Here is an 11,929-nt window from a genome sequence, read left to right as displayed (position 1 = left end):
ATTTTGCTGTTGGATGTGATCGCCACGCTTGCCGTGGCGTCCTTGATAGCTCAATTTAGCGGCATCGTCCCGGAAGACTCCAGACTTCATGTCATCGACCTCGTTCAAGCAGTCCATGCGGCGCCTGTGGGCGCTGGATAAATTCAGTTACAGCATCCGGGTGTTCATCGCCCTCACCGGCAGCATGGCGCTGTGCTGGTATCAGGATGAAATGACGCTGCTGATCCCGTTGTTCCTGGGGATTATCGCCAGCGCCCTGGCCGAGACCGATGACAGTTGGCAAGGCCGTCTAAACGCCCTGGCGGTGACGCTGGTGTGTTTCAGCATCGCCGCGCTGTCGGTGGAGCTGCTGTTCCCTTATCCCTGGGTCTTCGCGATCTCCCTGGCCCTGGCCACCTTCTGCCTGACCATGCTCGGCGCCTTGGGCGAACGTTATGGGGCGATTGCCTCCGCGACGCTGATCCTGTCGGTGTACACCATGATCGGCGTGGACCAGCGCGGTGGTGCCGTCTCGGATTTCTGGCATGAGCCGCTGCTGCTGGTGGCCGGTGCCGCCTGGTACGGCGCGCTGTCGGTGCTGTGGCAGGCGTTGTTTTCCAACCAGCCGGTGCAGCAAAGCCTGGCGCGGTTGTTTCGCGAGCTGGGGCGCTACCTCAAGCTCAAGTCGTCGTTGTTCGAGCCGATCCGCCAGCTGGATGTGGAAGCGCGTCGCCTGGAACTGGCCCAGCAAAATGGGCGGGTGGTTGCCGCGCTGAATGCGGCGAAGGAAATCATCCTGCACCGCGTGGGCAATGGCCGCCCTGGCTCGAAAGTCAGCCGCTACCTCAAGCTGTACTTCCTCGCCCAAGACATCCATGAGCGTGCCAGCTCATCCCACTATCCCTACAACGCATTGGCCGAAGCCTTCTTCCACAGTGACGTGCTGTTCCGCTGCCAACGCCTGCTGCGTCAACAGGGCAAGGCGTGCCAGACCCTGGCCGAGTCGATCCAGCTGCGCCAGCCGTTCATCTATGACGACAGCTTCGCCGAAGCCTTGGGCGATTTGAACGCCTCCCTGGAACACCTGCGCATCCAGAGCAACCCAGCCTGGCGCGGCCTGCTGCGCTCGTTGCGCGCGCTGGCGGCCAACCTGTCAACGCTGGACCGCCTGCTGGGCGACGCCAGCAACCCCGACAGCCTGGCCGACGCCACCGACAGCAACCTGCTGGACCGCGCCCCGCGCAACCTCAAGGAAATGTGGACGCGCCTGCGCACGCAGATGACGCCCACATCACTGTTGTTCCGTCACGCGTTGCGCCTGTCCCTGGCGCTGACCGTGGGCTACGGCATGTTGCATGCGATTCATGCCTCCCAAGGCTACTGGATCATCCTGACCACGCTGTTCGTGTGCCAGCCGAATTACGGCGCCACCCGGCGCAAGCTCGGCCAGCGGATCATCGGCACCGCTATCGGCCTTACCGTGGCCTGGGCCTTGTTCGACCTGTTTCCGAGCCCGCTGGTGCAGTCGATGTTCGCCATCGCCGCCGGCCTGGTGTTCTTTATCAACCGCACCACGCGCTACACCCTGGCCACCGCCGCGATTACGTTGATGGTGCTGTTCTGCTTCAACCAGGTGGGTGACGGTTACGGGCTGTTCCTGCCGCGTCTGTTCGATACCTTGCTGGGCAGCTTGATTGCGGGCCTGGCGGTGTTCCTGTTCCTGCCGGACTGGCAGGGCCGTCGCCTGAACAAAGTGCTGGCCAACACCCTGACCTGCAACAGCATCTATTTGCGCCAGATCATGCAGCAATACGCCGCTGGCAAAAGCGACGACCTGGCTTACCGCCTGGCGCGACGCAACGCGCACAACGCCGATGCGGCGCTGTCGACCACCCTGGCGAATATGCTGATGGAGCCGGGGCACTTCCGTAAGGAGGCGGATGTGGGCTTCCGCTTCCTGGTGTTGTCGCACACCTTGCTCAGTTACTTGTCAGGCCTCGGCGCGCACCGCGAAACCCAGTTGCCAGCGGAGGTGCGCGAGCATCTGATCGATGGCGCCGGGAATACCTTGGCGGCGAGTATTGATGAGATCGCCACGGGGCTTGCGAACAAGCAGCCGATTGCGATTCAGAGCGACGCCGAGGAAGCGTTAGCGGCCGACCTGGAACAGATGCCGGATGAGATTGATGAAGGGCAGCGATTGGTGCAGACACAGTTGGCGTTGATCTGTCGGCAGTTGGGGCCGTTACGCACGTTGGCGGCGCATCTGATCAAAGACACCAGCGCGGCCTGACCTGTGGTGAGCGGGCTTGCCACAACAAGCCCACTACATACCATGCGCCTTCATCAACCGCGCATAACTGCCATCCACCTTCATCTTGGCAATCTCCCGGTCAAAGCTGGCGACGATCTGTTCATGCTCGGGGTTCTTCAAGCTCACCAAGATATGCAGACTGTTTTCGCTCAACGGCTTGGGTAAAAACTCAACCGCATTGCGCACCCGCGCCGACTCGCGGGAGAGGTAATAACGCGCCACATATTCATCCTCCACGGTCAGCCGCACCCGCTGCGCCGCAAGCATGCGCACCGCCATGGCGAAGTTATGCACCGGCACTTTCTGCAACTGCGCATCGCCATCGAACGCCGCCGAATAGGCATACCCGCGCACCACGGCGATGGGGTAGTCGTGCAGTTGCTCAAGGTTCTGGAATGCAATGGGATCGTCACGCCGCTTGATGAAACGCACGCGGTTGAGCAGGTATTCGCCGGAAAACTGCCCCAGCTGCGTGCGCGCATCGTCGTACCAGGCGTTCACCAACACGTCATAACGCCCGTCGCCCACCCCCATTAATGCCCGGGCCCAGGGCACCTGTTCGAAATCACTGACATAACCCGCGCGGGCCAGGGCGGTGCTGACAATATCGGTGGCCAGCCCGCCATTGATCAAAGTGGCGTCAGTAAACGGCGGCCAGGCATCCGCTACCAGACGCAGACGCTGTGCGAAGGCCGGCTGGGCCAGCAACAACACTCCAATCAAAGCAACGGCACGAGAGAATCGCGGCATGCTCAAAGTCCTTGGCAGGCAGGCGGTAGCCTTAGCTCAGGCGAGGCCTGAGGTTCTAACAGTAGCTCAGATTACACAAAGAAACCGGCGCCGAACGCACTCAATGATGGCAATTTGATTTCACTCACAAAAATAGTCGATTTAGACACAAACGGCTGCCGCGCTTACTATCCGCAGCAGACATCTACAAGAGAACACGCCATGACCGTTGAATGGGTTTGCAAGCACCACGATGACCTGGGCAAGGAGCAGCTCTACGCCATCCTGCGCCTGCGCAACGAGGTCTTCGTTGTCGAGCAGAAATGCGTTTACCAGGACCTCGACGGGCAGGATCTGTCGGGCGACACCCACCATTTGATGGCCTGGCAGGATGATCAGTTAGTGGCCTACCTGCGCCTGCTGGACCCAGAAACCCAAGGTGGTGACGTGGTAATCGGCCGCGTGATTGTGGCGCCGGTAGCGCGTGGCACCGGGCTGGGGCATCGGATGATGGAAGAAACACTCAAGCGGATTGAGGATATCTGGCCACAAACACCGATTTTCCTGTCAGCCCAGGCGCATTTGCAGGGCTACTACGGGCGTTATGGGTTTGTCGTCGCCGGTGAGGAATACCTGGAAGATGATATTCCGCACATTGGCATGAGAAAGGACTAGGGGTAACCCAGCACCTGCTTGATCTGCCCGAGGTTCGCCTCGATCCAGCGCCGATCGATCGCCCCCCAGCTGCGAATCCGATAGTGCCCGGCATGGTTGCGGGCACCGTCTTCCTGCTCGAATTCACACACAATGTCCAAGTCGGCCAACGCCGCAATCGTGTCCTGCGCCGTGCGCCGGGGCATGCCGGTGGCGTCGGTCAATGCTGGGACGCTGCTGGCCTGGCCGCTGTCGATCAGGTAGGCCACGTACAGGCGGCGATAAAAGCTGCTCTTGGTCTTGCTCACATCCATGGTCGGTCGCCTTGTGCGGTCAGGGTTTGCCCTGCAGGTCGCGGTACGTGAGGTAGACGCGCAGGTCGAATTCCACCTGATGGTAGCCCGGCATCATGTACTCACAGAGTTTGTAGAACGCTTTGTTGTGGTCCGATTCCTTGAAGTGCGCCAGCTCGTGGACCACGATCATGCGCAGAAACTCCGGCGCGGCCTCCTTGAACAGCGCGGCAATGCGAATCTCTTTCTTCGACTTGAGGTTGCCGCCCTGCACCCGCGAAATCGTGGTGTGCAGGCCGAGGGCGCGGTGGGTCAAGTCCAGGCGGTTATCGAACAACACCTTGTCGATGGCCGGCGCATTGCGCAAGTGCTCCTGCTTCAAGGCCAGGGCGTAGGCGTACAGGGCCTTGTCGCTCTGCACGGCGTGGCGTTCGGGGTAACGTTGTTCCAGGTAGGCACCCAACTGGTCCTTGGCGATCAGCTGGCGCACTTGTTCCTGGAGGGCGGCGGGATAGGCCTGTAGGTATTTCAGCGCGGTCATGGGGTCTGCAACAGGTTCGGATGGCCGCCAGTGTAACGAATTCAGCCCAGGCGAGCGCGGCACCAGTCGGTCACTTCCTCGGCCATCAACGGTTGCGCCGCCAACGGGCCTTGGATAAACGGGCAACCGTTGGCCTTGAGCCATTGGGCTTGCTCCTGGGTTTCGACGCCCTCCGCCACCACCACAACCTCAAAATGCCCGCACAGTTCGATGATGCTGCCCGCCATCACCGCGTCCCGCGCGGAACCCGGCAGGCGCGCGACCAATTGCGGGTCGAGCTTGAGCGTATCGAACGCCAGGTCGCGCAGATGCGCCAGGGAGCAATTGCCCAAGCCAAAGTCATCCAGCGCGGTGCGCACGCCGATCTGGCGCAACAACTTGAGCTGCTTGGTCGACTCTTCAAGGTTACTCATCAGGCAGTCTTCACTGATTTCCACCTCCAACTGCCGCCCCTGCAACCCATGTCGCTCCAGTACCTGCTGCAGTTGGCTGGCCAGGTTGGGCATATTGAACTGGTTGCTGCTCAGGCTCACGCTCAGCACCAATTCATCATCAAACGTGGTTTTCCAGGCCTGGCGTTGCGCGGCGACCTGTTGATAAATCCAGGTGCTGAGCTGGCTGATCAACCGCGCCTCCTCCAGCAACGGCAGAAACAGCCCCGGCGGCACATCGCCAACACTCGGGTGCTGCCAGCGCAACAGCGCTTCGACACCGCGCAGGCGCCCATCGTCCAGAGAAACTTGAGGCTGATAGACCAGGGTGAAATCCTTGTTCTGGATCGCCGTGCGCACACTGTCTTCCAGCATCAGCCGAGAGCGGGCGCGGCCGTTCATTTCCTGGTCGTAATAGCGATACTGCTGACGGCCCGCACGCTTGGCTTCGTACATGGCAATGTCTGCGGCGCGTAGCAGGCCATTCAAGTCCGAACCACAATCCGGGAACGTGGCGATGCCGATGCTGACGCCGAGCATCACATCCAGACCGTCGATTTGCTGGCACACCGACACGCGTTCGATCAGTTTTTCCGCAATCTTCGCGGCTTGCTCCGGAAACTCCAGCTCCAGCAACGCCGTGAATTCATCCCCGCCCATGCGCCCGAGCATATCGCCGGACCGCAAGCAGGCCTGCATCTGCTCCGACACCCAGCGCAACACCCGGTCGCCTGCGTCATGCCCCAACGAGTCATTGACCCGCTTGAAACCATCCAGGTCCAGGTACAGCAGCACCAATGAGTGCTCGCTCCGCTCGCTGCGCAACAATGTGCTCTCTGCTGCCTGATGGAAACCACGCCGGTTCAACAGCCCGGTCAACGGATCGGTCACCGCCTGGAACTCCAGTTGCTGGTGCAAATGGCGCACTTCAGACATGTCCAGCACCGTCACCACCATGGCCTTCTGCTCGGCGGGCAACGGCGCGCAGGACAGCGCCACCGGCACCTGCTGACCGCGACCGGTGCGTAAAATGGCGTCGTGCTGGCGCCACGTTTCGCCTTTGCGGTACGCCTCGAACATCGCGAACCCCAGCCAGGCCGGCACGTGAGGTTTTTGCAGGAAACTCAGAAAGCTCTCACCCTGCAACTCCGTCATGGTGGCATTCAGAAGCCGCGAAATAGCCGGGTTGGCGTACTCGATCACACTGCCCTCGCCCACCACCAGAATGCCCTCGGCGGCGTTGTCCAGCACCGACGCATTGAACGCGCGGGCGGACTCCAGGTCATGACTCAGGCGCTGCAAGGCCCGGCGATTGCGCTGGTGCTCCAGCAATGCCTGGACCTTGGGCTTGAGAATATGCGGGTCGAAGGGTTTGAACAGGTAATCGATGGCGCCGCTGGCGTAGCCTTCCAGCACGGCGGCGGGGGATTGCGCGTTGGCGCTGAGGAAGATGATCGGCGTCATCCGCGTGCGCTGGCTGCCGCGCATCAGGCGAGCCACTTCGAAGCCGTCCATGCCGGGCATCTTCACGTCCAGCAGTACCAGGTCGACATCATGCTGCAGCAACAGCTCCAGGGCTTCCAGGCCAGACGCTGCGGTGATGACCTGCCAGTCATCGCGCTGCAAGAGCGCGCGCATGCTGAGCAGGTTTTCCGGATAGTCGTCGACCACCAGAAGAACCGAACGACCATCGCCGTGGTGTGGAGCGCATTCCATGCTACGTCTCTTCCTTGGGAGCCACTCCGGTCAATTCTGGGAGAAAACCCGGACAAACACTGAGGCCTCACTCTAGCCCCGGTTCCGGAAAATCAGAAGTAATGGCAGTGCCATCATTGCGCCAATTTTCAGGAAGCCGACTAACGGTCAATGCCTGGAGCCCACGGATCATGGGAAACATGGCTTTTTGACACTTCTTTGACGCCAATAAATTGCCAGCAAACGTTTAACAAGACGGTTAACACCACCTATAAAGAACCTGTCTGGCCCAAGGGCCTTAGCCTACACCCCTCTGTAAAAAGGCCTACGCCATGATCGACCTATCTACTTGGAACCTCAGCATCCCTGTCGGCTCCCCGCCCGCGACCATCGAAACCCCCAGACTGATGAGCGGCTTCAACGACCAATACTTCCAGGCCGAAGGCAGCAACGTGCAATTCTGGACCCCCGTCACCGGCACCCGCACCGAAAACGCCGTGTACCCGCGCAGCGAACTGCGTGAGACCTATGCCGATGGGCGCCTGCGTAACTGGACCTATCCGGATGCGGACAACTTCCTGCGCGCCACTTTAGAGGTCAATCAGGTGCCGTCCAGCGGCAAGATCGTGATTGGGCAGATCCATGCCTATGACAGCCAGAAACCACTGATCAAGCTGGAGTATCAATTCAAGGAAAAAACCCAGACCGGCAACATCGTCGCCAAGGTGCGCATGCGCCCGGATGATGGTGAAGGGCGAGTGATCATCGTGGCCTCGAATGTGCCGTTGGAGAAGAGCTTCACCTACGTGATCAACCTCAACAAAGCCGGGCTGCTCAGTGTGTATGCAGCGGATGGGGAGTGGAATGAGCGCATTGGTGCGGCGTGGGGCAGCAAGCCTCTGTATTTCAAGGCGGGCGCTTACGTGCAGGACAACAGTGGGGATAGCAAGGAAGGGGCGCGGGTGACGTTTGCCAAGTTGGATATTGATCACGACTGAGCATCGCTCACTACCGTGTAGGCCTTATCCGAACAAGCCAGAGATCAATCACCTTTTTGAACACGCCAATGATCCCTGTGGGAGCCGGGCTTGCCCGAGATGGCGGTGTATCAGGTAACATTTTTGGTGACTGGCCCACCGCCATCGCGGGCAAGCCCGGCTCCCACAGGGGTTCTGCGTCCTACAGGGCCGTTGCGGTGAATCAGGGCCACGCTTATAGTTCGCCCCGTCGCCGGCATTGAACGGCGATAGGGTTTCGCAGCCCTTCAGAGTTAAAACCACAACCGTCAAAGCAGCCCCGGTATTCTTGCCGACGGCCGTCTTTGTTATGGCGGTTGTGCGTGGGAGACCTTCGGGTCTGCCGGGTCTTAACTCCTCGGTCTGCGAACCCGCGCACAACTGCCACCCTATTTGTTTCGCAGCAAACGGTGGCCATTCTTCTCTTGAGTTAAGGATTTGCCATGAAGAACCAACTACCACCCCGCCGCTTTTACCCCTGCACCGAAAACGCTACGGACAACCCCGTCCTACTGATCGACAGCGACGCCCCACTGCCAGACCTCCACGCCTGCCTGCGCGAACGCCTCAACGCCGCCCTCGAACAACTCAACCTGATGGCCTGCACCAGCCTGCCGGACTTTGGCGAACGCGACCTGAACAATGTGACGAACACGGCGCGCATTCTGGTGCAGGACGTCAGTGATGTTTTCCGCGTGATCGAGCATCGGGGTTTTGATACGCCTAACGCCGCGTGATCAATTCTAGTCATACGATTGAGCCTGCAATGTTGCGGGCTTTTTCTTCGCCTGAAGATGAAGAGCTGAAGCCAAGGAATCATCACTCCTTAAAAGGGACAGACTTATATAACACTGCCCACTTTATTCTAAAAAATTACAGACCCACGAATTAAAAACCGAGAACAAGGCAGACCCCAAAAGCAAAAATAGATCTGCCCCCCATAAAAGCCCGTCAGCAAAAAAATCACAAACCTTATGCAAAAACAGAATATTAAATATATCTAAAAATTATGCATACCTGTCAACCTTGACAGTATCAGCCCCCAATGAAACCTCACACAATGAAGGCTCACACATTGTGCTGAGGAATATAAAAATGGCTATTAATAATTTTTTCTGGTCTCCCCCGAATGTTGCGACGATCCCATGTTGCGACACCGGTTCAACTTCTCCCACCCCCACCGCCCCTGCGCCAATACAAACCATTGGATCGAAACCCGGTTTGACGATCAACTCGTTCTTGAGGGTGGGTGAGTTTGTAATCGCTGATACGTTAAATCCCGCGGGCGTGGCGACAGAAGTGGCCGGATTTTTGGACAGTATCTCTACTGACGGAAAAACCGCAGTTATCGCAGACGGTGAAACCGGCGCAACAACGAACGTAAGTGCCCGCTTTATATCTTTCTACGCCCCTGTAAACAATGTCAACATATACCCAGGACAGTATGGCGGAATCAATAACAATTTCAACGGACCCGTTTACGCTGTCAACCAATATACTCGGAGCGCGACGTACAGAGCAAAATTCCTAGCATCGACGCGGGCATTTGTCGCCCATAGCCCGTTTATCGTTCGCTAACGTATGGTTACTCGCAAATCAAAATATTTATTACGTGATAAAAAGGAATAATAAAATGCCAAAGTTTGTAGAGTATATCGTTAGCGCCGTGGAAATCGAGGTCGGAGAAAAATTCGACTTCATCTCCGCCGGAACTATTTACCGTGATGCAGAACTGGTTGCTGCCGACTACGACGACAACCAACAAGACTATGTATTGACGATCAAATCACTTGCCAACGGTATTGAAGCGATCCCTTATAACGATACTGTCCCCCTTCTACCTGTCACGATATCCAGTGCACTAGACGTTCCTTCAGCAAAACCGAAATTAGCTGCTCAAAAAATCTCTTACCTGACAAGCTGGTCTCACTACGGACTGTTCCTTCGTTAACTCTAACGGTCGGGGGGCTGGACGACATGTGCAAATCCACCGCCCCCTCTATGAAAAAGGAACTTTTTAACCATGAGCATTATTAATGAAATCCGACAATTTATAGCAATTAAAGAAGGGGAAATTTTCTCATTTACCGCTGACGACCAACTTTATAGCCACGCCACCCTGCTTAGGGTGCAACAAGGAAGTGCGCTGATAAAAACAGCCGGAGGCGCACAGGAAGCGATCGCTATTGAGGGCATGAAACTGGCCATAAAACTTATACCTCAGCCTTGTCCTTCAACAGGCAGTTCTGTCCCCTTGAAGGTGGAGCAATCCAAAGAACTCGCCATAGGCTTCCCCCTGGAAAACACAGGTATTCGAGCCTACACCTATCAAGGCGTCCAATACGCCGAGCCCTTGTACCAGGGCGCGGTAGCGATCTCAAATAACCCCACACTCTCCAGTCCAGGCCCTCAGGTAAGTTCGGTCACGATAGTGACAATTAATGTGCCGATTATTGTGGAAATCACAGAGCTCACGGATGGAAACCACAATATTAACATATACGAGCAAACCAACTACCCGCCCACAGGAGCATCACTACCACCTCCGCCTCAACGTTTAGACGTAGCCTATTGGCGTGCTGAAGAAGAGAGGCGTGAAAGAGAAAGATTAGCCTTCATAATGGATTACTCCTGATTTATCAGACTTACCAAGGTGGCTATCATGCCGTTACCTATTATCACATCTGCTCCTAGTTTTCCCGGTGTGGCCAAACCAAAAAGTGGCCCTTACAAGATCCCATTGAACCCAGTCAATCAAACATTGAATATGGTAATCACGCCCGCGACATTTGCCATTTACTCACCAACTGATCAATGGCGAATATCTGTGCAGCGTAATGGCAGTGGCCCAGCAGGGCCTTATCCTGTCAATGTTATTTCATTGGAAAGTATTGAACAGCAAAAAATGAATACCGCAATGAATACCCCACCCAACTATTTCAACTTAAATGTCAGCATGTTCAAAACACTGATTAAAAATCTGAACTACACTTTAAGAATCACACTAACAGATAGCAGCGGCATGGTAAAAGCATTGACCCCAAATATTTTGATTATGATTATTTAACATTATCAGCATCCATATTGACCAGGTACCTAAAGACAGCTTAAGGAACGCCTACTATGCCAACCATTCCACTGATAATGCCAAGACCCACATTCTCGAATAAGCCTCTCCCGGCTTCAGGACCGTTCCGCGTGAACCCAACCAGCGCATGCGAAGTGGTAAAAGCACCGACAAACTCGGCGTCACTCGCAGCGCTCACTGTTGGGGATAAGATAACTGTCACATTGCAAAGAAACGGTAATACCCCTTCAGGGCCGTACCCCCCACAACAGATTTTCACTGAAGTGCTGTCTAATCAGCGAATTCAAACAGCGGCAACCTTTGGCTTTATTGGAATAGAAATTTGCACATTCAAGTCTCTTACTCCAAACACAAACTACATATTAAGAATAAACATTACTGACACACTGAACACCGTTAAGATAATTTCAACGAATCTATCAATAACGCTGTAAGGCTAGAATACCTTAGCGTGTCATTGAGGGTGGCGGAATTTACCGCTCACTCAAAAAATCGAATGATGTGCACGATGTAATCATGGAGGCCAGCCTATGCCACTGCCACTTATCGGGTCGAAACCGTATTTTTTAAATACGCCAAATCCATCGCCCGCGCCCTACGCAGTGTCACTCCCTCGGAACAGCATTATTCTCGGGTGGGCGTTAACACCAGCGGTTATCCAGGCTCTAGTACCTGGATGCATTATCCGTGTCACATTACAAAGGGCGGGTAACAGCCCTTCAGGCGCCTACCCTAAGCAACAGGCTCACCAACGCCCGCTGGATCAAGCCAGCATCAACTACATAAAGCAAATGAAAGAGATATTGTTAGAGCTACGTGATTTAGCACCCTTCAGAACAGGGACAAACCAAATATTGCGAATCGACACAACTGATCCATCTGGCCAAAGTATCGCTATATCGATCAACCTAACGGTGATACTCACCTAATCTGATCAGTTTGTAAAAGATTGATCAACTACTCTTATCCATAAGCCTACAGGAACAACTTTATACCGGACATCACCTTAAGATACTTTCAACGATCTCATATTCAAGCGTAACGGCAAGCTCTTATCAGGCCCTGAACAATGGACAACCGCACGTTATATTCTATCTGCGGAACATAAACTACCCAGCAGGCAATCGACCGCAGCAAAGATCCCAATGTCATCAACCTAAGCTGCAGCCCTGCCCAAGGCAAGCCCCCC

General features: G+C 56.0%; 12 protein-coding genes. 8 read left to right on the top strand and 4 right to left on the bottom strand.

Annotated features, from left to right (window positions below; genetic code table 11):
* Positions 1-88: 88 nt before the first annotated feature.
* Positions 89-2,272, top strand: coding sequence for a YccS family putative transporter (gene yccS, locus H096_RS10160; protein ID WP_033898017.1), 2,184 nt, complete (start codon positions 89-91; stop codon positions 2,270-2,272).
* Between the two features lie 33 nt (positions 2,273-2,305).
* Here the strand turns inward: yccS and H096_RS10155 are convergent, their stop codons facing one another.
* Complete coding sequence (locus H096_RS10155; protein ID WP_033898015.1) at positions 2,306-3,043, bottom strand: transporter substrate-binding domain-containing protein; 738 nt, start codon at positions 3,041-3,043, stop codon at positions 2,306-2,308.
* Between the two features lie 201 nt (positions 3,044-3,244).
* Here H096_RS10155 and H096_RS10150 point away from each other — a divergent pair, with 201 nt between their 5' ends.
* Positions 3,245-3,697 (top strand): GNAT family N-acetyltransferase, encoded by a 453-nt coding sequence (locus tag H096_RS10150; RefSeq protein ID WP_033898014.1) that lies wholly within the window; start codon positions 3,245-3,247, stop codon positions 3,695-3,697.
* Here the strand turns inward: H096_RS10150 and H096_RS10145 are convergent.
* From H096_RS10145 to H096_RS10135, 3 genes are read right to left on the bottom strand one after another with little or no spacing between them, the layout of a single operon-like run.
* Entirely contained in the window at positions 3,694-3,990 is a 297-nt protein-coding gene (locus tag H096_RS10145) for a winged helix-turn-helix domain-containing protein (RefSeq protein WP_033898013.1), read from the bottom strand. The genes H096_RS10150 and H096_RS10145 overlap by 4 nt on opposite strands.
* A gap of 19 nt (positions 3,991-4,009) precedes the next feature.
* Positions 4,010-4,510, bottom strand: a complete 501-nt coding sequence (locus tag H096_RS10140; RefSeq protein WP_010207148.1) for a M48 family metallopeptidase — start codon at positions 4,508-4,510, stop codon at positions 4,010-4,012.
* Between the two features lie 41 nt (positions 4,511-4,551).
* On the bottom strand, positions 4,552-6,657 hold the full coding sequence (locus H096_RS10135; protein ID WP_033898012.1) for an EAL domain-containing protein: 2,106 nt from the start codon (positions 6,655-6,657) through the stop codon (positions 4,552-4,554).
* A gap of 311 nt (positions 6,658-6,968) precedes the next feature.
* On the opposite strand from H096_RS10135, the gene H096_RS10130 reads away from it, so the two are divergent.
* The 6 genes from H096_RS10130 (at position 6,969) to H096_RS33850 (ending at position 10,719) form a co-directional block, all read left to right on the top strand.
* On the top strand, positions 6,969-7,634 hold the full coding sequence (locus tag H096_RS10130) for a polysaccharide lyase family 7 protein (protein ID WP_033898011.1): 666 nt from the start codon (positions 6,969-6,971) through the stop codon (positions 7,632-7,634).
* Between the two features lie 461 nt (positions 7,635-8,095).
* Positions 8,096-8,389, top strand: a complete 294-nt coding sequence (locus H096_RS10125) for a hypothetical protein (protein ID WP_033898010.1) — start codon at positions 8,096-8,098, stop codon at positions 8,387-8,389.
* A gap of 358 nt (positions 8,390-8,747) precedes the next feature.
* A complete protein-coding gene (locus tag H096_RS33855) occupies positions 8,748-9,230 on the top strand; it encodes a hypothetical protein (protein ID WP_156487778.1) in 483 nt (160 codons plus the stop codon).
* A 55-nt stretch (positions 9,231-9,285) separates the two neighbouring features.
* Entirely contained in the window at positions 9,286-9,603 is a 318-nt protein-coding gene (locus tag H096_RS10120) for a hypothetical protein (RefSeq protein ID WP_033898009.1), read from the top strand.
* Between the two features lie 72 nt (positions 9,604-9,675).
* Positions 9,676-10,287, top strand: coding sequence for a hypothetical protein (locus tag H096_RS10115; protein WP_033898007.1), 612 nt, complete (start codon positions 9,676-9,678; stop codon positions 10,285-10,287).
* A 27-nt stretch (positions 10,288-10,314) separates the two neighbouring features.
* A complete protein-coding gene (locus H096_RS33850; protein WP_156487779.1) occupies positions 10,315-10,719 on the top strand; it encodes a hypothetical protein in 405 nt (134 codons plus the stop codon).
* The last annotated feature ends 1,210 nt before the right edge of the window (positions 10,720-11,929 follow it).

The organism is Pseudomonas sp. FH1, from assembly GCF_000510895.2.
Classification (GTDB): Bacteria; Pseudomonadota; Gammaproteobacteria; order Pseudomonadales; family Pseudomonadaceae; genus Aquipseudomonas; species Aquipseudomonas azotoformans_A.
The sequence above is the reverse complement of the archived record's forward strand: the minus strand, read 5'-3'. Positions and strand labels throughout refer to the sequence as shown.

Excerpts from the sequence above, each read along its gene's own strand:
- yccS (WP_033898017.1), top strand. The coding sequence starts at position 89 with ATGTCATCGACCTCGTTCAAGCAGTCCATGCGGCGCCTGTGGGCGCTG.
- H096_RS10155 (WP_033898015.1), bottom strand. The coding sequence starts at position 3,043 with ATGCCGCGATTCTCTCGTGCCGTTGCTTTGATTGGAGTGTTGTTGCTG.
- H096_RS10150 (WP_033898014.1), top strand. The coding sequence starts at position 3,245 with ATGACCGTTGAATGGGTTTGCAAGCACCACGATGACCTGGGCAAGGAG.
- H096_RS10145 (WP_033898013.1), bottom strand. The coding sequence starts at position 3,990 with ATGGATGTGAGCAAGACCAAGAGCAGCTTTTATCGCCGCCTGTACGTG.
- H096_RS10140 (WP_010207148.1), bottom strand. The coding sequence starts at position 4,510 with ATGACCGCGCTGAAATACCTACAGGCCTATCCCGCCGCCCTCCAGGAA.
- H096_RS10135 (WP_033898012.1), bottom strand. The coding sequence starts at position 6,657 with ATGGAATGCGCTCCACACCACGGCGATGGTCGTTCGGTTCTTCTGGTG.
- H096_RS10130 (WP_033898011.1), top strand. The coding sequence starts at position 6,969 with ATGATCGACCTATCTACTTGGAACCTCAGCATCCCTGTCGGCTCCCCG.
- H096_RS10125 (WP_033898010.1), top strand. The coding sequence starts at position 8,096 with ATGAAGAACCAACTACCACCCCGCCGCTTTTACCCCTGCACCGAAAAC.
- H096_RS33855 (WP_156487778.1), top strand. The coding sequence starts at position 8,748 with ATGGCTATTAATAATTTTTTCTGGTCTCCCCCGAATGTTGCGACGATC.
- H096_RS10120 (WP_033898009.1), top strand. The coding sequence starts at position 9,286 with ATGCCAAAGTTTGTAGAGTATATCGTTAGCGCCGTGGAAATCGAGGTC.
- H096_RS10115 (WP_033898007.1), top strand. The coding sequence starts at position 9,676 with ATGAGCATTATTAATGAAATCCGACAATTTATAGCAATTAAAGAAGGG.
- H096_RS33850 (WP_156487779.1), top strand. The coding sequence starts at position 10,315 with ATGCCGTTACCTATTATCACATCTGCTCCTAGTTTTCCCGGTGTGGCC.